23 protein-coding genes and 2 tRNA genes are annotated in these 20,211 nt (G+C 59.7%); all 25 read right to left on the bottom strand.

What is annotated here, in order from left to right:
- The gene (gene ribD, locus P0N66_RS01535) at nt 1–1,128 is read right to left on the bottom strand and encodes a bifunctional diaminohydroxyphosphoribosylaminopyrimidine deaminase/5-amino-6-(5-phosphoribosylamino)uracil reductase RibD (protein ID WP_275802189.1); all 1,128 of its coding nucleotides are present in this window, start codon (nt 1,126–1,128) and stop codon (nt 1–3) included.
- A 61-nt stretch (nt 1,129–1,189) separates the two neighbouring features.
- The gene (gene nrdR, locus P0N66_RS01530) at nt 1,190–1,657 is read right to left on the bottom strand and encodes a transcriptional regulator NrdR (RefSeq protein WP_275802188.1); all 468 of its coding nucleotides are present in this window, start codon (nt 1,655–1,657) and stop codon (nt 1,190–1,192) included.
- A complete protein-coding gene (locus P0N66_RS01525) occupies nt 1,654–2,124 on the bottom strand; it encodes a deoxycytidylate deaminase (RefSeq protein WP_275802187.1) in 471 nt (156 codons plus the stop codon). Before P0N66_RS01525 ends, nrdR begins: the two co-directional genes overlap by 4 nt.
- Before the next feature lie 19 nt (nt 2,125–2,143).
- Nucleotides 2,144–3,415 carry a serine hydroxymethyltransferase gene (gene glyA, locus P0N66_RS01520; protein ID WP_275802186.1) on the bottom strand — a complete coding sequence of 424 codons (1,272 nt, stop codon included), beginning with the start codon at nt 3,413–3,415 and terminating at the stop codon, nt 2,144–2,146.
- 140 nt (nt 3,416–3,555) lie between these two features.
- The gene (gene rpiB / locus P0N66_RS01515) at nt 3,556–3,984 is read right to left on the bottom strand and encodes a ribose 5-phosphate isomerase B (protein ID WP_275802185.1); all 429 of its coding nucleotides are present in this window, start codon (nt 3,982–3,984) and stop codon (nt 3,556–3,558) included.
- On the bottom strand, nt 3,981–5,225 hold the full coding sequence (gene fabF, locus P0N66_RS01510) for a beta-ketoacyl-ACP synthase II (protein ID WP_275802184.1): 1,245 nt from the start codon (nt 5,223–5,225) through the stop codon (nt 3,981–3,983). The genes rpiB and fabF overlap by 4 nt, the downstream gene beginning before the upstream one ends.
- Nucleotides 5,226–5,252: 27 nt before the next feature.
- Nucleotides 5,253–5,483, bottom strand: a complete 231-nt coding sequence (acpP, locus tag P0N66_RS01505; RefSeq protein WP_275802183.1) for an acyl carrier protein — start codon at nt 5,481–5,483, stop codon at nt 5,253–5,255.
- A gap of 125 nt (nt 5,484–5,608) precedes the next feature.
- Complete coding sequence (fabG, locus tag P0N66_RS01500) at nt 5,609–6,355, bottom strand: 3-oxoacyl-[acyl-carrier-protein] reductase (RefSeq protein ID WP_275802182.1); 747 nt, start codon at nt 6,353–6,355, stop codon at nt 5,609–5,611.
- Nucleotides 6,352–7,569, bottom strand: a complete 1,218-nt coding sequence (locus tag P0N66_RS01495; RefSeq protein WP_275802181.1) for an electron transfer flavoprotein subunit alpha — start codon at nt 7,567–7,569, stop codon at nt 6,352–6,354. The genes fabG and P0N66_RS01495 overlap by 4 nt, the downstream gene beginning before the upstream one ends.
- Nucleotides 7,570–7,640: 71 nt before the next feature.
- On the bottom strand, nt 7,641–8,420 hold the full coding sequence (locus P0N66_RS01490; RefSeq protein WP_275802180.1) for an electron transfer flavoprotein subunit beta/FixA family protein: 780 nt from the start codon (nt 8,418–8,420) through the stop codon (nt 7,641–7,643).
- A complete protein-coding gene (locus P0N66_RS01485; protein ID WP_275802179.1) occupies nt 8,417–9,568 on the bottom strand; it encodes an acyl-CoA dehydrogenase family protein in 1,152 nt (383 codons plus the stop codon). The genes P0N66_RS01490 and P0N66_RS01485 overlap by 4 nt, the downstream gene beginning before the upstream one ends.
- A gap of 151 nt (nt 9,569–9,719) precedes the next feature.
- Nucleotides 9,720–10,697: a beta-ketoacyl-ACP synthase III gene (locus tag P0N66_RS01480; protein ID WP_275802178.1), complete on the bottom strand. Its 978-nt coding sequence runs from the start codon at nt 10,695–10,697 to the stop codon at nt 9,720–9,722.
- Nucleotides 10,697–11,764, bottom strand: coding sequence for a phosphate acyltransferase PlsX (gene plsX / locus P0N66_RS01475; RefSeq protein WP_275802176.1), 1,068 nt, complete (start codon nt 11,762–11,764; stop codon nt 10,697–10,699). The genes P0N66_RS01480 and plsX overlap by 1 nt, the downstream gene beginning before the upstream one ends.
- Before the next feature lie 10 nt (nt 11,765–11,774).
- Nucleotides 11,775–11,957 (bottom strand): 50S ribosomal protein L32, encoded by a 183-nt coding sequence (gene rpmF / locus P0N66_RS01470; protein WP_275802175.1) that lies wholly within the window; start codon nt 11,955–11,957, stop codon nt 11,775–11,777.
- Between the two features lie 61 nt (nt 11,958–12,018).
- Nucleotides 12,019–12,540, bottom strand: coding sequence for a YceD family protein (locus tag P0N66_RS01465; protein ID WP_275802174.1), 522 nt, complete (start codon nt 12,538–12,540; stop codon nt 12,019–12,021).
- A gap of 67 nt (nt 12,541–12,607) precedes the next feature.
- Nucleotides 12,608–13,111 carry a hypothetical protein gene (locus tag P0N66_RS01460; RefSeq protein ID WP_275802173.1) on the bottom strand — a complete coding sequence of 168 codons (504 nt, stop codon included), beginning with the start codon at nt 13,109–13,111 and terminating at the stop codon, nt 12,608–12,610.
- On the bottom strand, nt 13,099–13,611 hold the full coding sequence (locus P0N66_RS01455) for a Crp/Fnr family transcriptional regulator (protein WP_275802172.1): 513 nt from the start codon (nt 13,609–13,611) through the stop codon (nt 13,099–13,101). The genes P0N66_RS01460 and P0N66_RS01455 overlap by 13 nt, the downstream gene beginning before the upstream one ends.
- Nucleotides 13,608–14,252: an MlaC/ttg2D family ABC transporter substrate-binding protein gene (locus P0N66_RS01450; RefSeq protein WP_275802171.1), complete on the bottom strand. Its 645-nt coding sequence runs from the start codon at nt 14,250–14,252 to the stop codon at nt 13,608–13,610. The genes P0N66_RS01455 and P0N66_RS01450 overlap by 4 nt, the downstream gene beginning before the upstream one ends.
- A 24-nt stretch (nt 14,253–14,276) precedes the next feature.
- Nucleotides 14,277–15,278, bottom strand: a complete 1,002-nt coding sequence (locus tag P0N66_RS01445) for an MlaA family lipoprotein (protein ID WP_275802170.1) — start codon at nt 15,276–15,278, stop codon at nt 14,277–14,279.
- Between the two features lie 44 nt (nt 15,279–15,322).
- On the bottom strand, nt 15,323–15,769 hold the full coding sequence (gene mlaD, locus P0N66_RS01440) for an outer membrane lipid asymmetry maintenance protein MlaD (RefSeq protein WP_275802169.1): 447 nt from the start codon (nt 15,767–15,769) through the stop codon (nt 15,323–15,325).
- Entirely contained in the window at nt 15,750–16,541 is a 792-nt protein-coding gene (locus P0N66_RS01435; protein ID WP_275802168.1) for an ABC transporter ATP-binding protein, read from the bottom strand. Before P0N66_RS01435 ends, mlaD begins: the two co-directional genes overlap by 20 nt.
- Nucleotides 16,538–17,332, bottom strand: coding sequence for an MlaE family ABC transporter permease (locus P0N66_RS01430; RefSeq protein WP_431189988.1), 795 nt, complete (start codon nt 17,330–17,332; stop codon nt 16,538–16,540). Before P0N66_RS01430 ends, P0N66_RS01435 begins: the two co-directional genes overlap by 4 nt.
- Nucleotides 17,333–17,506: 174 nt before the next feature.
- Nucleotides 17,507–17,583 (bottom strand) — tRNA-Asp (locus P0N66_RS01425).
- A 9-nt stretch (nt 17,584–17,592) separates the two neighbouring features.
- Nucleotides 17,593–17,668, bottom strand: a tRNA-Val gene (locus tag P0N66_RS01420).
- Nucleotides 17,669–17,787: 119 nt separating this feature from the next.
- A complete protein-coding gene (lon, locus tag P0N66_RS01415; protein WP_275802166.1) occupies nt 17,788–20,208 on the bottom strand; it encodes an endopeptidase La in 2,421 nt (806 codons plus the stop codon).
- Nucleotides 20,209–20,211 lie beyond the last annotated feature (3 nt).

The raw sequence follows: 20,211 nt of genomic DNA, 5'->3' as shown, positions 1-20,211 counted from the left end.
TCAGCTCCCTTGCCCGGTGAGCGGCCGCAACAGTCCGCGGATCAGGAAATCTTCCCCGCAGCGGCGGCGCTCAATTTCGTGGAGCCGCGGCGCCCGACCAAGATCGGTCAGCCCCAGTTCCCCTACCACGGCCATGCCATCACCGCCGATCAGTAAAGGCGCGATAAAAAAGGCCACCTCATCGGCCAGTTCCAGCCGCAGAAAAGACCCATGCACCCGACCGCCGCCTTCCACCAGCAACGTGGTGATTCCAGCCTGGCCCAACTGATCCAGCACCTCGCCCAACCGCAAGGTACCGTCGGCCTCCAACCCCACCCGGCGGATCTCCACCCCCGGTCGCTGCAGCCGCTGCTCCTTGTCTGCCTCGGCCTCCGGGCCGCAGAAGATCCAGGTGGCAGCCGGGGAATTATGTGCCACCACTTTGGCGGCGGGCGGGGTCGTCAGGTGGCGGTCAAGAATAACCCGCAGGGGATCTCGCCCGACGCCTCCCGGTAACCGGGTGGTCAGGGAGGGATCATCGGCCAGCACAGTACCGGAACCCACTAAAATGGCATCATTCCGATCACGCAGTCGATGCACCAGGTGACGGGCCTGCTCGCCGGTAATCCATTTGCTGCGACCGGACGCCGTGGCAATCCGGCCATCCAGGCTGACGGCGGCCTTAAGTAAAACCCAGGGACGACCGGTGTTCACTCTTTTACTGAAAGACAGATTAAGCCGCCGGCAATCATCAGCCAGTACCCCGGCCACCACTTCCAGACCGCCGCCGGCCAGGCAGGCGCCACCGCCGCCGGCCATCGGGTTGGGATCGGCCATGCCGTAAACCACCCGGCTGATGCCGGCGGCCAGGATGGCTTTGCTGCAGGGAGGAGTGCGGCCATGGTGGTTACAGGGCTCCAGGGTCACGTAAATGGTACCCCCCCGGGCCAGTTCACCGGCCGCCGACAGGGCATTGATTTCCGCATGGGGTTCTCCGGCCCGCCGATGCCAGCCCTTACCCACCACCTGGCCGCCCTTAACCACCACCGCTCCCACGCAGGGATTGGGCGAAGTCCGGCCCAGGCCCCTGCGGGCCAGCCCCAGGGCCATTTTCATATATGCCTGATCAGTTGACAAGTCCACGGCCATATGCGATCAAAGGAGCAACCAGGAGTAAACGGTCATGGATACCACCGGGCAACTCCGGTTGTTATTCCTGCTCCGGCGGAGTGGTGAGCATGCTTTTCAACTCGTGCATGAACTCGTTAAGATCCTTGAACTGGCGGTAAACGGAGGCAAAGCGTACATAGGCCACCCCATCGAGGCGGCGCAGGCCGTCCATCACCCGTTCCCCAACCCGGCCGACGGGAATTTCCCGCTCACCCAGGTCCTGCAACTCCTTTTCCAGTTCGTCGGCGAATTCCTCGATCTGCTCAATGCTCACCGGCCGCTTTTCGCAGGCCTTTTTGATCCCATCCACCACCTTGTGCCGATCCCAGGCCTCACGCCGGCCATCTTTCTTGATCAGCATCGGCATGGTGACTTCCAGCCGCTCGTAAGTCGTGAAACGCCGCTGGCAAGCTTCGCACATCCGTCGCCGGCGGGTAATGGTAAAGTCCTTGTTGAGCCGGGAATCCACCACCCGGTTTTCCAGGTGGCCACAGTAGGGGCATTTCATGGCTTGCCTGACCCGGTAAGCTTAAGCAGGGGTACTCCGGCCTCAGCCAGCATCTCCGCCGCCATGGTATCGGCATAACCTTCGCGGTAATAAATTTTGGTGATGCCGGCGTTTATCAACATCTTGCTGCAGATGGAACAGGGCATGTTGGTGCAGAACAGCATGGAGCTCTGAAGACTGACCCCGTGCAAGGCGGCCTGGATGATGGCATTTTGTTCGGCATGCAGGCCACGGCACAGTTCATGCCGCTCCCCAGAGGGCACAGCCAACTCGTCCCGCAGACAACCGACTTCCAGGCAGTGCCGAATGCCGCTGGGGGCTCCGTTGTAGCCGGTGGCGACAATCCGCCGATCACGCACCAGAATAGCCCCCACCTTGCGCCGCACACAGGTGGCCCGCTGGGCCACCAGGTCGGTAATCGCCATGAAATACTCTTCCCAGGAGGGTCTTTCCAGCTCTTTGGCCATCTTGAATTAAGCCGGCGGCTCAGCCGGCCTCAACTTCCGGCTGCATATCAGGATAAATGGGAAACCGGTCACAAAGGCGCCTCACCTCCCGACGAATTTCCGCCAAAACCGCCTGGTCAGGCGACTCGCCGGCGGCAGCCAGGGCCCGGTCCATCCAGTCAGCGATCTGCCCCATCTCCGGCTCCTTGAGCCCACGAGTGGTGACCGCCGGGGTACCGATCCGAATACCGCTGGTGACGAAACGTTTTTCGGCATCAAAGGGAATGGCGTTCTTGTTGACGGTGATGCTGGCGGCTTCGAGAAGCTCTTCAGCGGCCTTGCCGGTGATCTTTTTCGGCGTCAGGTCCACCAACAGCAGATGGTTGTCGGTTCCGCCGGAGACCAGACGGAACCCGCGGGCAACCAGGGCCTGCCCCAGAACCTGGGCGTTTTTGACCACCTGAACCATGTTCCGGCGAAACTCCTCACTCATGGCCTCTTTAAACACCACCGCCTTGGCGGCAATCACGTGGACCAGGGGACCGCCCTGAATGCCGGGAAAGATCTTGCTGTCCAACTTTTTGCCAAACTCTTCTTTGGCCAGAATCAACCCGCCGCGGGGGCCGCGCAGAGTTTTGTGGGTGGTGGTAGTAACGAAATCGGCATGGGGCACCGGCGAAGGATGAACACCAGCGGCTACCAGTCCGGCGATATGCGCCATATCCACCATGAGCAGCGCCCCGACCTCATCGGCAATCCGGCGAAAAGCGGCAAAATCGATCACCCTGGGATAGGCGCTGGCCCCGGCGACGATCATTTTAGGACGATGCTCCAGAGCCAGGCGCCGCACCTCATCCATATCCAGCCGTTCCGTCTCCCGCGACACCCCATAGGAGATAAAGTTATACAGCTGGCCAGAAAAATTGACCGCGCTGCCGTGGCTGAGATGGCCGCCGTGGGCCAAATCCATGCCCAACACCGTATCACCGGGCTTGAGGCAGGCAAAGTAAACCGCCATGTTGGCCTGGCTGCCGGAATGGGCCTGGACGTTGGCATACTCAGCGCCGAACAGCTCCCGGGCCCGACTGATCGCCAGCGCCTCAACCTGGTCGGCATACTCGCAACCGCCGTAGTAGCGCCGACCGGGATAGCCCTCGGCATACTTGTTGGTAAAAATCGACCCCTGGGCCTCCAGCACGGCAGGGCTGACGATATTCTCCGAAGCGATCATCTCCAGCTGATTGTACTGGCGCTTCAGCTCCCCGCGAATGGCACGGTGAATTTCCGGATCACTGCTGGCTAAATAAGACACTGGTATTTTCCCGAAGTTGTTTTTTGGGGTATCTGCTGCGCATGCCTGGGGTAGCTGTGCAACCGCACCTTATTTCTGGCTGCAAACGGCGGGGGCGGTTCAGTGGAACCGAGCCCATTGTCGCTTGAAATACGGAGCCGTTACTGCTGAAACATCTGGATACGGCGCAGGTGCCGGCCGCCGGCAAACTCCGCGTCCAGCCAGATCCGGACAATTTCTTCCGCCTGACCGGGACCGATGGTTCTTCCCCCCAGGCACAGTACGTTGGCATCATTATGCTCCCGGCTCATTCGGGCAGAGAAAGCCTCGGCACAGAGAGCCGCCCGAATGGCAGGATTACGGTTGGCAGCCATGGAAATGCCGATGCCGGTTCCGCAGATCAGAATCCCCCGCTCACATTCTCCTTTAGCCACCAACTCACAAACGGCGACGGCAATATCCGGGTAATCAACGGCCTGGCCATCCAAGGTGCCGCAGTCCCGGATTTCATGCCCCAGTTGCTGCAGCACGGTCAACACCGTTTCTTTCAGCCCGAAACCGCCGTGATCACATCCCAAGGCAATCTTCATGGTTCATATCTCTTCATGATCATTACCGCATTGGTGCCGCCAAAACCAAAGGAGTTGGACATGGCCGCCCGGATTTCCATGGCCCGGGCCTGACCGGGCACGTAGTCAAGGTCACATTCCGGTCCCGGCTGCTCCAGGTTGATGGTTGGAGGCGCCATCTGGTGCTTAAGCGCCAGGGCGGTGATCACCGCCTCAATGCCTCCAGCCCCGCCCAGCAGATGACCGGTCATGGACTTGGTGGAACTTACCGCCAGCCGGGCTGCCTGCTCGCCGAACACCTTTTTAATGGCCCGGGTTTCAATTTCGTCATTCAGGGGCGTCGAAGTACCATGGGCGTTGATGTAGTCAATATCGCCGGGGCCCATCCCGGCATCCGCCAGGGCGTTTCCCATACACAGGATCGCACCGCCGCCATCCTCGGGCGGGGCAGCGATATGGTAGGCATCTCCGGACATACCGTAACCGGCCATTTCCGCGTATATCTTGGCCCCCCTGGCCTTGGCGTGCTCCAACTCTTCCAGCAGCAGAACGCCGCCGCCTTCACCGATGATAAAACCGTCCCGGTCCCGGTCAAACGGCCGCGAGGCCTTTTCCGGTTCATCATTACGGGTGGAGAGAGCCTTCATGGCATGGAAACCGGCGAAGGCCATGGGGCAGATCACCCCTTCACTGCCGCCGGTAAAGGCCAGATCGCAATCCCCGGTACTGATGGCCCGGAAGGCCTCGCCCACAGCGTGGGTGCCGGCGGCACAGGCGGTGGTCAGCGAAAGATTCGGCCCTTTGGTACCCAAAAAGATCGACACCTGACCGGCGCCCATATTGGGAATCGCCATGGGAATAAAGAAGGGCGTAATCCGTCGCTCGCCTTTCGTGTGCAAAACCTGAACATATTTTTCGATAACGGGAAGCCCCCCCATGCCGCAGCCGATAATACTGCCGACCCGGGGGGCGTTTTCCGGGGTAATCTGAAAGCCGGAATCCTTCAGCGCCTCACGAGCCGCCACCACCGCGTATTGGACAAACAGTTCAAGGTGGCGAGCCTGTTTGGGCTCGAAATGCTCATCGGAGTTATAATCCTTGACCTCGGCAGCGATCCGCACCGCCTGGCCGGAGGCATCGTAACGGGTAATGTGACCGATCCCGCTCCGGCCGGCGCAAAGGGCTTCCCAGCTCCGCTCAACCCCGGTTCCCACCGGAGAAACCAGCCCGATTCCGGTTACCACGACTCGTCTCTTCACCATGAAGCTCCCGCAGCTCGCTTAAGTTTTTCAGGAAATTTTATTGATATGATCAATGGCGTCCTGAACGGTAACGATCTTCTCGGCGACCTCATCAGCGATCTCAATATCAAAAGCCTCTTCCATGGCCATGATCAACTCCACCAGGTCCAGAGAATCGGCCCCGAGATCATCAATAAAAGAAGCGCCGGGAACCACTTTGGCCTTATCAACGCTCAACTGGTCCGCAATGATATCAATCAGTTTTTCCTCAACCGCCATGTTCTTTCTCCTTACAAATGTTGGTTAACTTAACAGACAAAGATTAAGCTTTTCAGCCCTAACACCAAACACCACAAATCCGCAACAAATTTTTTTCGTAAACGGCCAGCACTACTGCTGCCCGTTTACCCCATGTACATGCCGCCGTTTACGTGGATAAACTGCCCGGTAACATAACGGGCCTCATCGGAAACCAGGTAGGCAACCGCCGCCGCCACGTCCTCGGCCTCGCCCAGCACTCCCAGGGGAATCTCTGCCCGGATCCGATCATTGATCTCCTCGGACAGATCTTTGGTCATATCGGTGACAATGTAGCCCGGCGCCACTCCGTTGACGGTAATATTACGCGGCGCCAGTTCCCGGGCCACCGAGCGAGTCAGGCCAACCAGGCCGGCCTTGGCGGCGGCGTAGTTACTCTGACCGGCATTACCGGCAAAGCCGATCACCGAGGAGATATTGACGATCCGGCCCCAGCGCTGTTTCATCATCGCCCGGCTCACCGCCTTGGTGCAGGTAAAGGCTCCCTTGAGATTGGTGGCCAGCACTTCGTCCCACTGGGCCTCCTTCATCTTCATCAGCAGGCCGTCGCGGGTAATGCCAGCGTTGTTGACCAGAATATCAAGCCGACCGTGAGCGTCCAGAATTTTTTTAATGGCCGCTTCACTCTCGGCGGTATCGGCCACGTTAAAAGGACAGATTTCCGCCCGGCCGCCGGCCTGGGTAATCTCATCGGCCACGGCTTGCGCCGCCTCGGGCCGACTGACATAATTGATAATGGTCAGCGCCCCCATGGCCGCCAGCCGCAGCGCCACGGCCCGGCCGATCCCCCGGCTGCCGCCGGTAACCAGTGCGATTTTATCCTGCAGACTCACGAGTCACTCCTCCGTTGCAACTGTTCGATCAGTTTGGGGACCACTTCAAAGACATCACCGACAATCCCGTAAGTGGCCACATTGAAAATCGGCGCTTCGGGGTCACGGTTGATGGCGATGATGGTCTCCGCCGACTGCATCCCCACCAGATGCTGAATGGCACCGGAAATGCCGCAGGCAATATAGACCTTGGGGGCCACCGTCTTGCCGGTCTGACCGACCTGGTGGGGGTAAGGAATCCAGCCCGAATCAACGGCGGCCCGGGAGGCCGCCATCGCTCCACCCAAGGTGTCGGCCAGTTGCCTGATCATGGCAAAGCCCTCGGCATTTTCCAGCCCCCGGCCGCCGGCCACTACAATATCGGCCTCGGCCAGATTAACCTGATCAAGCGCGGCGGTAACGCTCTCCAGCACCTTGGTGCGGGAACTCAGCCAGGCAGCGGCCGGCTCGATGCGGACAATTTCACCTTTCCGGCTTTCATCCCGGGCCAACGGCTTCATCACCATGGGCCGAACGGTGGCCATCTGGGGACGGGTGCGGGGACAAACGATGGTGGCCATGATGTTGCCGCCAAAGGCCGGCCGGGTCTGCAGCAGAGCCCCATCCTCCGCGCGCACATCAAGCTCGGTGCAATCGGCGGTCAAGCCGGCGGCCAGCATGGTGGCCACCCGGGGAATAAAGGAACGGCCAATGGCAGTGGCCCCGGCCAGAACAATTTCCGGCCGGTACTGCCGGACCAGTTCGGCCAGGATGTTGCCGTAGGCGTCGTCGGAAAAATCGGCCAGGCCGGAGTCATCGGCCAGATAAACCCGATCGGCGCCATGGGCGATCAGTTCCCTGGCTGCCGCCTCCAGACCGCCTTCATCGGCGGCCTGCAAGCCGGAACCCAGCAGCACGGCGGCCACTTCCACGCTACGTTTATCGGCCAGTCGGCGGCCGGCCCCAAGCAGTTCCAGAGCCACCGGCGCCAGTCGGCCCCGGCGGTATTCGGCATAAACCCATACCCCGGACCAGGAGGAAAGATCCGCCGGCGCTTCTCCTTCCTGCCGGGGGATGCTCAAAGCGCCCTCTTCACAAACCTCGACACAGGCTCCGCACAGAGTGCAATTGTCGCCCACCACCGCCAGGCCATCTTCCACCCGGATGGCGGCGAAGGTACAGGCATCTTCACAGAGCCCACATCCGATACAGGCCTCGGCATCAATTTTCAGCATATTCCGACTCTTTTCAACTCTGGATTAATCAGGAAGGTTTGGCCAACCGCCCCCAAAGACCCCGCTGCAGTTCAAATAATCTGCTGCAGTTCCCGGGCCAGTTGCGCCACTTGCTCGTCGACACTGCCCTGGAAGATTGTCCGCTCACCCCGGGCCTGGGGTGAAAACACCCGCACCACCTGGGTAGGAGAGCCAGGCAGGCCGATCTGGGCCGGGTCGGCATCGATATCGGCGGCGCTCAGGGTCTTGATGGCCAGCTTCTTGGCCTTCATCTTGCCCTTAAGCGAGGGCAGCCGCGGCTCGTTGATCTCTTTGACCACGGTGAGCAGGGCCGGCAACTGCACCGCCATGGTGTCGTAACCGTCATCCATCAGGCGCTGCACCTGCATGACGCCGTCGGTACAACTGAGCACTTTTTTGACGCAAGTGGCGTAAGGGAAGCCCAACCGTTCAGCCAGCCCCGGCCCCACCTGGGCGGTATCGCCGTCGATGGCCTGCTTGCCGCAGAGCACCAGGTCGGCGCCGCCGATGGTCCTGATGGCCTGGGCCAGGGTGTGGGTGGTGGCCCAGGTATCGGCCCCGGCAAATGCCCGATCGGAAACCAGCACCGCCTCATCGGCCCCGCAGGCCACCGCCTCGCGCAGCACTTCCTGGGCCTGGGGCGGTCCCATGCTGAGCACCGTCACTGTGCCGCCCTGCTCGCCGGCCAAGCGCACTCCTTCTTCCAGGGCGTGGCGGTCATAGGGGTTCATGATGGACTGCACCCCTTCCCGGGCCAGGGTGTTGGTTTGGGGATCCAGTCGGACATCCTTGGCGTCCGGTACCTGCTTGATGCAGATAACAATTTTCACTTGGTATACTCCTTATTCAGCTCCTGACCGATCACATTGCGCTGGATCTGGTTGGTACCCTCGTAGATTTGCAGGATCTTGGCGTCACGCATCATCTTCTCCACCGGATATTCGCGCATGAAACCGTATCCGCCCAGCACCTGCACCGCATCGACGGTGACCTTCATCGCCATGTCGGTGGCAAAGGTTTTGCAGACGGAGGAGGGCTTGGAAGCTTTGTCGGGATGAGCATCCACGTGGCGGGCGGCGGCATAAACCAGGGCCCGGGCGGCTTCCACCTGGATGGCCATGTCGGCCAGCATATGGCTCACCGCCTGGAACGAAATGATGGGTTTACCAAACTGCACCCGCTGCTTAGCGTAACGCACCGCTTCATCCAAGGCCGCCTGCCCTAGCCCCACTCCCAGGATGGCGATTCCGGGCCGGGAAAGATCCAGGGTTTTCATCACGGTGATAAACCCCAGCCCTTGCCGACCAATGACCCGATCAGCGGGAATCCGGCAGTCTTTTAAAATAACCTCGCGGGTGGAGGAACAGCGAATCCCCATCTTCTTTTCCTTGGGACCGACGGAAAAGCCGGGATCGGTATCTTCCACCACGAACATGGTGGCCCCACGGGCGCCGCGTTTGCGGTCGGTGATGGCGATGACGGTATAGATACCCGCCTCACCGGCATTGGTGATCCACTGCTTGGTGCCGTTCAACACCCAATGATCGCCATCCTGGACGGCGGTGGTCTGAATGCCGGAGGCATCGCTGCCAGCCCCGGATTCGGTGAGGGCAAAGGCGGCAAAACGCTTGCCAGCTGCAATATCAGGCAGGTACTTCTCCTTCATCTCCTCGCTGCCGGAGACCAGGATGGGATAGGCCCCCAGACCGCTGGCGGCAAAGGCGGTGGCCACTCCGGTGCAGCCTCGGGCCACCTGTTCCAGGGCCAGAGCCATCTCAAAGGCACCGCCGCCGAAACCACCGTACTCTTCAGGTATGTAAAGGCCGTAAAGGTCGGCTTGGGCCATGGCGTTGAGAATCTCCCGGGGATACTCCTCGGTTTCGTCCAGGTGGGCCCGCTGCGGGACGATCATTTCATCACAGATCCGCCGAGCCACATCGACAATCATCTCCTGCTCTTCAGTAAGAAAATAATCCAAGACTCCCCCTTTCCGGTGCGGCTCTCCGCCCGACAGCTTTTTATTTATACCCAACAGTGATGAATCCGCAAAAAATCCGTCCATATGGCGCGTTAATGACTTCTTACGAATTCATTAACAGTATTGCGAAGTAATCGCACATCAACGATTATTACCAGCGAATCAGCGACGCGCCCCAGGTAAAACCGCCACCAAACGAACAGAGCAGCAACAGGTCCCCTTTGCTCAGTCTTCCCTGGCGGTTGGCTTCATCCAAGGCGATGGGGATGGTAGCCGCCGACGTATTACCATATTTGTCCACATTAACATAGACATTTTCCATGGGCAGGGCCAGGTGATCGGCTAAACTACGGATAATCCGGATATTGGCCTGGTGGGGAATCACCAGGCTGAGCTCCGCCGGCGCCACCCCCTGGTCGGCCAGGACCTGGCCGACCGCATCGGCCATGGCCCTGACCGCATACCGAAAAACTTCACGACCGTACATCCTGATGCTGGGATCTTCATACTCATTGGCCCGCAGATCCGGATTGTGCCCCGGCGCCCCTTCCAGGTGCAGCAGTTGCCAAAGATTGCCATCGGCGAACAGGCGGCCGGCCAGATAGCCGCCGACTCCTTCCCGCCCGGTAACCACACAGGCTCCGGCCCCGTCACCGAACAGCACACAGGTGTTGCGGTCCTGCCAGTCGACTCGGCTGGAAAGGGTCTCGGCCCCGATTACCAGGATATTCATGGCAGGATCGCTGCGGATATACTTGTCGGCCACATCCAGGGCGTAAAGAAAACCGGAACAGGCGGCATTAAGGTCCATGGCAAATGCGCGCCGGGCCTTAAGCTCCTTCTGCACCAAACAGGCGCAGGAGGGCATGGTCATATCGGGAGTTATGGTACCGACCAGAATCAGGTCCAGGTCATCCGGCTCCAACTCCGCCATGGCCAGCGCCCGACCGGCGGCCCCGGCCGCCAGCCGGGAGGTTTCCTCGCCCGGTCCGGCAATCCGGCGGGTTTTGATCCCGGTACGGGTGGTAATCCATTCATCGGAGGTCTCCACCATCCCTTCGAGATCGGTATTGCTAAGCACCCGGTGGGGAAGCAGCGAACCGGTACCGGTGATCACCGTCCGCTTCATCAATCGGCCTCGGGAAGCTGTTCGCTTTCGGCGGCCTCAGCCTTCTTCGCCAGAAAATCGTCGGCCGCCAGCAGGCTTATGATGTGATCGTTGACCCGGTTGCGCACCATCTCGGAGGCTACCCGGATGGCGTTTTTGATGGCCACGTCACTGGAGCGGCCATGGCAGATCACCCCGGTGCCCTGCAATCCCAACAGGGGCGCCCCGCCATACTCGGCATAATCCACTCGGCGGCGAAAGGCGGCAAAAGCATCCCTGGCCAGCAGGTAGCCGACTTTAGACAGAAAGCGTTTCCTGATCTCATCGCCCAGCATGGAGACCACCACCTCAGCCAGCCCCTCGCTGAGCTTAAGGCAGACATTGCCGACAAAGCCGTCACAGACTATAACGTCGATATCGCCCTGGAAGGTTTGCTGACCCTCCACGTTGCCAATGTAATTGAGGGAACTTTGCTGAAAGAGATAATGGGTATGGCGGACCAGCAGGTTACCCTTGCCGCCTTCCTCGCCGATGTTGAGCAAGCCGATCCGGGGGCGTTCAATCCCGGACAGCACCCGAGCAAAGGCAGCGGCCATTACCCCGAATTCGAAAAGATGGCGCGGCCGACAGTCGACATTGGCCCCGACATCCATCATCACCACCGGCCCTTTCATGGTGGGAAAGGAGTTGGCAATCCCGGGGCGGGAAATATTCTCCAGCCGGCCAAGATACTTCAAACCGGCGGCCATGGTGGCTCCGGAGTTTCCGGCACTGACCACGGCATCAACCTTGCCCTCCTTGTGGAGAGCAAAGGCGCGCATGATGGAGGAGTCCTTCTTGCGGCGAATCGCCTCAAAGGGCGATTCATCCATCCCCACCACCTGAGTAGTGGGGACCACATCCAGGCGACGAGCCACCTCGGCCGGCAAATTGCAGTCAGCGATGGCCGTCTCAATCCGGGCCTGATCGCCCAACAGGGTCACGGACAGATCATCCTGGCGAGCCGCCAGAACTGCCCCGGCCACCATCTCTTCCGGTCCCCGGTCACCACCCATGGCGTCCAGGGCAATGCGCAACTTGCCGGACATGTAGGCTCAGTTACTCGGCATCAAGCTTGATAACCGTGCGCCCTTTATAGGAACCGCAGCCGGGGCACAGGCGATGGGGCAGCTTGGGTTCGCCGCACTGGGCACAGTTGGCCACGGACGGACCGGACAGGGCGTCATGGGCCCGACGGGTTCTGGTCCGGGAATGTGATTTACGCTTTTTCGGCAGGGCCATTTTATATACCTCCAGGTGTTATTCGGAGTAACTAGGGGATCTGAAACAAATGCAACAAAACTCAACTGTTCTTCATAGCCCGCAGGGCGGTAAAAGGCGAATTATCCCCTTCAGCAGCGCAGCCACAGTCGCCCTGATTAAGATCAGCCCCGCAGCGGGAGCATAACCCGCGGCAGTCGGCCCGACACAGGCTTTTGGCCGGCAGGTTAAGGTAAAACTGCTGACTGAGCAGGTCGAGCACATCCACCAGTTCTTCATCCAGAAAGACGGTATCCATCTCTTCCGGGCGGCAACTGTGCTCCCGCTCGTCGGCAACCGCCAGTGGATCTGGCGCGGAACGTTCCAGGTGCAGGCGAAAGTCAGCTTCCAGCCAGTGACGATAACATTCCAGACAGCGATCACAGGTCAGAGTGAAGGCCGTCTCCAGCCGGCCGGCGAAGACAACTCGCTCCCCATCGCGGCTCAGGGTTACCGTCGCCCGTGCCACACCGTGACGCTCCAGTTCATGGGCTGGAAACCACGACTGGTCCGCAATCTCCAGGGTCATACCCTGGGGAGGAATTTCAGCAAATCTGATCTGCATGGGCGACCAATAGGTAATGCGGACAAAAATACCAAAACGGGGGAGTATAGAATATTTAACCGTTCTGTCAAGGAGTTTCCTGCCTTCTGGTTTTGGCCAGCCAAAAACGCAACCACCCCAGCACAGCTCCGCCCCACTGGCGTCGAGTATCAAGCCACGACCACAAACCCAGCAACAGAACAAAGTTAATGCTGTAAAGCTTAAAATCTAGCGCCGGCGCCTTGGCCGCTTCTCCGGCGACCATGATCAATCCCAGGGGATAGGCCACCATGGCGACAAAAAGGATGATATAGCCAAGCAGATAACTGAAAAAAAGCAAAAAACGAGCGACCACGGCCGGCACCCGCCGCCGAAGAAGGGCGGCGGCGGTTTGCAGCAGGCGGTCCAACGCCGACGCCGCCAGCCCGAACAGCCCTCCCAGCGGCAGGGAAAGCAGCAGCACCAGCAGGGTGACGGACCAGCTTACCCCCCGGGAAAACAGAAAATAAGCACTGAGCAGGAAGACCAGCAGCGCGCAGGGTAAGGCCCGGCGGACCAAAGAGGAGGGCCCCAGGGAGATTAAAGAATCCACGCCAACCGCTCTCCGGCCCCGCGCAAACGCCGACGCAAGATCTGGATAATCCGGACAAACAATTTCTGCCCCAGCACCCGGTCCTCGGCCAACAACTGCTGCAAACGTTCCCGGGGCAGCACCAACAGGCGAGATGCCGCCGCCGTCTCCACCACGGTGCCGCCGCCATCAAGTTCTCCTTGGGGCACCACCGCCCCCTCACCCACCATGCCGCCACACTCAATCTCAGCCAGCAAGACATAACGACCGGGGAAAGTGGAAGCTTTTTTTATCGCCAGTTTGCCGGCCAGCACAACGGCCAGAAATCCCGCCGGTTGCCGATCCCCCATAACCACCTGGCCGGTCTCCCAGCGGCGCACTTCCCCGGCCGCAGCCAAACGCGAAATCTCGTCGGGCTCCAGGAAAGGCAGCACCTTGGCGACCTCGGCGGTATTTACCGCCAATTCGAACTCACCGCTGGCCTCGTCGCCAGCGCCGACAACATCTTCATTGACGGTCATGACTGGCTATCCAACTCTCGCCCGCTGGCAATGCTTTCTTCCATCCGTCGGATCAGTTCGTCAAAGGAATAGGGCTCAAACTGGCTGCGAAAATTGCGCACCAGGCTGACTCCTTCAATATCCACATCATAGACCACCCAGCGGCCCTTTTTCTCCCGCATCCGGTAATTAACCGGCACCGCCTGATCATTCATCACGAAATCGGTGGCCACCCGGGCAAAAAGGTTACCCCGGCGATCTTCACGGATCTCCTGGTCACCCACCACCACCTGTTCCCCGGAGTAAGAATCAACTTGGTCGACGTAATTACGTTCCAGGTATTGCTTGAACAAACCGATAAAAAGTTGTCGCTTCTCAGTGTCCAGTTCCCGCCAGCGCGGCCCCAGGGTGCGCATGGAGATCTCTTCGAAGTCAAAAAAATTCTCCACCAGCACCACCACCCTACCATACCGCGCCTCACGATTTTCCTCGCCGGCCAGTTTTGGGTCGGTAAGCACGCCGATGATCTCATCCACCGCCAGGGCCACAGTTTCTCGAGGGTCCGCCGCTACTGCCAGGGTCGGGCCAACACCCGCTGCCAGCAGCCAGCAAAACGCCGCCGCCAGCAGGGCCGGGTAACAAAAGGCAAACCTTGCCGGCAAGAAAGTTTTTCCTCTCCACACTTTTTAATCCTCCTGGCTTATATTGTCCCGCCGCACATCTTCTTCAACAGACAACGCTCCAGCCCTGTCCTGCCTGACATCTGCCGCCGCCGGCTCCTCCTCGCGGAGGTCACTCCAACCGTCGCCGGTTGCCTCTCGAAACAGCTTGGGCGCTTCCCGTGCTTTTCCCCGATCCAAAATCTGCTGGCGCCGATATTGCCAATAAGCATCCCGCACCGCGATATAAGGGTCGAAAGCAGCCTTGGTCAACCGCTCATATTCACCCACATGGAAAGAGGCGGCATTGACGCTCCGACCGGCGTAAACCGCGCCGCCGGTCCGCGGATCATCCAGCAGCAACCGGGAAGCAGGATTAACCAGCGAGTCTCCCGCCATCCCCACCGAGTCGCGCAGGGTTGAAGGCCCCAGAAAAGGCCAGTTAATATAAAAACCGGCGCCAAAACCGTAAACCCCCAAGGTTTGCCCGAAGTCGGCGTGCCGCTGCCGGATCCCAAAGCTGTCGGCGGCGGGATCGGCCAAACCGGCAATCCCGATGGTGGTGTTAATGGTAAAGCGCAGCAACTCCGTGCCGCTGTCGCGCACCCGGCCTTGAAGCAAATGATTCACCACCCGCACAGGCGCCGTCAGGTTACGAAAAAAACGCCGAAAACAAAGCCTGATATCCTCCGGCAAGGTGGCGGCATAACCCCGGGCTACCGGATCCAGCACCCGGACGTAGAAGCGGTCGTTGAACCTAAAAACCACCCGATTAACCGGCTCAAAAGGATCGGCCAGGCGGGCAGCGGCCAAGGCATCGGTGGCCCATGGGTCGTCATCCCAAAGGTCATCATCCCAAGGATCGTAAGACTCCTCGCTCCCAAACCCAAGTTCCGCCGCATCTCCGGCATCATCACCGGCTGCCATCGAGGCCGGCAACAGCAGACAACCCAACAGCACCAGCAGCACCGGCCATGCGGGCTTCCCACGCCACGGCTGCCGATGCTCTTTCTCATCCCGACTGACCATCCTTCTCCATCCCCGACAGTGCGAAACGCTTACAAGCTTGCTGGTCAAACGCCGCCGAAAATATATTTGCTTACCAGTTCTTCCAGGTCAAGGGCCGACTCGGTCTCCAGTAGCCAGTCCCCATCGGCCAGCAGCAGATCAGAGCCACCGGGACTGATAGTGATATATTTCTCGCCGATAATCCCCTGGGTTTTCACCGAGGCGATGGAATCTTCACTCAACTCCACCGACCGGTCAATATACATGGTAACCAGGGCCCGTTGTCGATCACTTAACCCGATGGCGCCAACCCGACCCACCCCGACACCGGCTATTTCCACCACCGCCCCCTGGCGCAACCCGGAAATATTACCAAACTCGGCCTGCAGTTGGTACTGCTGCCGCTTGCTCAGCGGAGCAAAATCCCCCAGCTGCACCGACAGGTAGACAAAAGCGAAAAAGCCGGCCAGTACAAAGAGCCCCACCACCAGATCAAGTTTTACTCTGTTCATAATCGTTTTCCATGGTTTTACTCAGATAAATTTCGCCCATGGTGATCCGGACGAATTCACGGATCTCCGGGTCACTACTGCGCTGAATATCTTCCGGGGTGGCAAAACTCTTGGCCCCGCCCTGCCCCATGATGATCACCTGGTCGGCCAGATTGAAGATCTTGGGAATATCATGGCTGACAATAACCGCAGTGTAGCCGAATTTTTGTTGGGTTTCGAGAAAGAGCCGGTAAATCTCCAGGGCTTTTTCGGGATCCAGACCGGTTGTCGGTTCATCAAAAAGCATGATTTCCGGCTGCAGCATCAGGGCCCGGGCCAGGCCAACCCGTTTTTTCATGCCGCCAGAGAGCTGGGCCGGAAATTTATCCTCGTGCCCTTCCAGGCCAAGCTGCGCCAGGGTTTCCAGCACCCGCCGGCGAATCTCTGCAGCCCCCAGGTCGGTGCGCTCCTCCAGGGGCAACGCCACATTGTCAAAAACGGTGAGCGAATCAAGCAGCGCCGCCCCCTGAAACAGCACCCCAAAATTGGCTCGAATCTCTTTAAGCTCCCGACTTCGGAGCCGAGCTATATCTCGCCCCTGCACCAGCACCCGGCCCGAATCCGGCCGCAGCAGCCCCAGGATAAGCTTCAGGGTCACACTCTTGCCCTGGCCGCTGGCCCCGGCAATCACCGTGGTGCGACCACCGCCAATGGCAAAATCCACCCCGTCCAACACCCGTTGCCGGCCAAAGGACTTGCTGACCTGTTGGAATTGAATAATCGGACTGCTCATAACAGAATGGCCGTCAACAGATAGTTCCAAAGCAGCACCGAAATGGAGGCAACCACCACCGCCTGGGTGGTGGCCCGGCTAACCCCTTCGGCCCCGAAACCGGCCCCCCGGAGCTGGTGCACAAAATACCCCCGGCCGCTGCAGATCCAAACCACCAGCAGGGCAAAGACAAAGGATTTGATGATTCCCATATTGATATCCTGAGCCAGTACGCTCTGCTCCGTAGCGGCAAAGTAGGAGCCGGCGTTGACCCCCAGCAGCACCACTCCGGCCAGGTAGCCGCCAAAAATTCCTACCACGTTGAAGATCATGGTCAGCAGCGGGATGGAGATGACGGTGGCAAGAAATTTAGGGGCGATCAGGTAACGGAAGGGATCGACGGCCATACATTCCAGGGCGTCAATCTGTTCGGAGTTGCGCATGATGCCGATCTCGGCGCACATGGCCGAACCGGCCCGGCCGATAACCATCAGAGCGGTGAGCACCGGCCCCAATTCCCGCACCAGGGAAAGAGACACCATGGTACCCAGGGCCCCTTCGGCGCCGAACTTGCGCAAGGTGTAATAGCCCTGCAACCCCAGAACCATGCCGGTGAAGGCGGCGGTAAAGAAAATAACCGGCAGGGAATTGGCGCCGATGATGCGAATCTGGCGAATCACCTCGGCAAACCTGAACGGCCGCTTAAACAGTCCGGCCAGGGCACGGACCAGGAAAACCCCCATCCGCCCAAGATCCCCGACCACGTACAGGGTCCGTTCCCCCACCTTTTCAATGTAAGCCAGCAGCGCCAAGGAATGAAACCTCACCCGAATTATACCCCCCACCGACCCAAAGAAATGGTGAGACCAACAAAGGTGAACAAACTAGCCGTCACCAGCCGAAGTTGTCAAGCAAATCCTCCCCCCGGAGCCTGAAAAACAAAAAGGGAAACCAGGCACATAAACCTGATTTCCCTCTGTATTTCCTGGCGGGGTTGACGGGACTCGAACCCGCGACCTCTGGCGTGACAGGCCAGCACTCTAACCAACTGAGCTACAACCCCGGGATGGGATGGTGGGCGAAACAGGGCTCGAACCTGTGACCCTCGGCTTGTAAGGCCGATGCTCTCCCAGCTGAGCTATTCGCCCTCCCGTTGAGGCCCACTATTAACCACGGGGCCGAATTTTCGTCAAGCAAAAAAGGAGGTTTCAGGAGTTGAATACAGAATAAATGGCCTTGGCTCAACTCCCGCCGCTGGCCATTAAACTCAGCAGTGCGGCCGGGGATACTCCAGATCCAGGCCGGGCAACACCGAATGCGCATGCTCCCCGCCCCCATCCTCGTCTTCCTTAAACAGCATTTCTCCCTCCGGCAGCGCCAGAGCCAACTGCAACACCTCATCAGCACTGGCCACCGGTTCGATCCGCAGCCCCTTAAGAATCTTGGCCGGAATCTCCGCCAGATTGCGCTCATTTTCCTTAGGAATCAAAATCTGCTTGATATTGCCCCTTTTGGCCGCCAGCAGTTTCTCCGACAGGCCGCCGATGGGCAGCACCCGGCCACGGAGGGTGATCTCACCGGTCATGGCCACCTCCCGGCGCACCGGGATCTTGAGCAGAGCCGAGACCAGGGAGGTGGCCATGGTAATCCCCGCCGACGGGCCGTCCTTGGGGATGGCCCCTTCCGGCACATGGACGTGGATGTCGAGCTTCTGGTAAAAATCCGGCGCCAGATTCAAACACCGGGCCCGGGTACGCACATAGCTTAAGGCGGCCTGAGCCGACTCCTGCATCACGTCACCCAGCTTGCCGGTGACGGTGAGCTTGCCCTTGCCTGGCATCAGAGCCGTTTCAATCTGCAGCAGCTCGCCACCCGCTTCGGTCCAGGCCAAACCGGTGGCCAGCCCCACCCGATCCTCATCCTCAGCCAGACCATAACGGTGCTTGGGCACCCCCAGAAAACGGGCCGCCGCCGCCGGGGTCAGGCGATACTGTTTCCGGCTGTCCCGTTTAAGGCGATCCCGGGCCACCTTGCGGCAGATGGAGGCAATGACCCGATCCAGATTACGCACCCCTGCCTCCCGGGTATAACGGCGAATGATTTCACGCAGGCCGGCCTCGGTAAAGACAATATCGCCACGGGCAAAACCGTTGGCCTCAAGTTGCTTCGGAACCAAGAAGCCGCGGGCGATGTTGACCTTGTCTTCCTCGGTGTAACCGTTGATCCGGATAATCTCCATGCGGTCCTGGAGCGGGGCGGGAATGGCGGCCAGGTTATTGGCGGTGGTGATAAAAAAGACATCGGAGAGATCGTACTCCAGGTCCAGGTAGTGATCACTGAAACTGTGGTTCTGCTCCGGGTCCAGCACCTCCAGCAGGGCGGAGGCCGGATCGCCCCGGAAATCCATGCTCATCTTGTCGACTTCATCCAGACAGAGCACCGGATTGGCCACCTTTGCCTCCTGCATGGCCCGCAGGATCTTGCCCGGCATGGCCCCGATATAGGTGCGGCGATGCCCCCGTATTTCGGCCTCATCCCGCACCCCGCCTAACGAAAGACGCTCAAAACGGCGATCCATGGAGCGGGCCACCGATTTGCAGATGGAGGTCTTGCCCACCCCCGGCGGGCCCACCAGGCAGAGGATCGGTCCCTTCAGTTTGTCCACCTGGCTTTTGACCGCCAGGTACTCCAGGATCCGCTCCTTGGGCTTGCTCAGACCGTAATGATCCTCTTCCAGCACCTGTTCCGCCAGCCTCAGGTCAAGCCGGCTGTCGCTCTTTTCCTGCCAGGGCAGGCCCAGGATGCACTCCACGTAGTTACGCACCACCGTGGCCTCGGCACTCATGGCCGGCATCATTTTCAGCTTTTTGAGTTCCTGCTCAACCTTCTCCCGGGCACTGTCGGGCATCTTTTTGGCTTTGAGCTGTATTTCCAGCTCGGCCAGGTCGGAGGAGGGGTCATCCCGTCCCATCTCCTTCTGGATCACCCGCATCTGCTCGGCCAGGTAATAATCCTTCTGGGTTTTATCAAGCTTCTTCTTGACTCGACCGCGGATGTTCTCTTCCAGTCTGGCGACCTGTATTTCCTGGTGCAGCAGGTTCAAAACCAGTTCAAAACGCGCCGCCAATTCCAGCGTAGCCAGCACCTGCTGTTTTTTGTCGCTGTCCACCGGCAGATGCACCACCAGGACATCCACGTATTTGGCCGGATCACTGATTAGCCCCAGAGATTTCACCACTTCGGCCGGCACTTTCTTGTAATGCTTGATGTATTCCTGGAAAGCCAGGCGCAACTCCCGCATGAAAGCAACGAGTTCCGCCGGTGAGGTGGTGGGATCCGGCAACTCCTCCACCGCCGCCATGAACATCTCGGCATGGGGCAGGTGGCGGTTCACCCGGGCCCGGCGTTTGCCCTCCACCAGGGCCTTGATGGTGCCGTCGGGCAGGCGCAGTAGTTGCATCACCGAAGCGACGGTGCCGATTTCGTGCACCCCGTCGGCTTCCGGCTCATCTTCGGTGGGGTCTTTCTGGGCCGCTAGAAAAATCTCGGAACGGGAGGCCATGGCCTCTTCCAGGGCCTTGATGGAGCGCTCCCGCCCCACCACCAGCGGCGCCACCATGTAGGGGAAAAGGACAATGTCCCGCAGCGGCATCAGAGGGTAAATCTTATGGTTGCCGGAATCGTGCATGGC

The organism is Desulfurivibrio dismutans (assembly GCF_029210385.1).
Taxonomy (GTDB): domain Bacteria; phylum Desulfobacterota; class Desulfobulbia; order Desulfobulbales; family Desulfurivibrionaceae; genus Desulfurivibrio; species Desulfurivibrio dismutans.
This window is presented reverse-complemented; position numbering and strand designations above follow the sequence as displayed.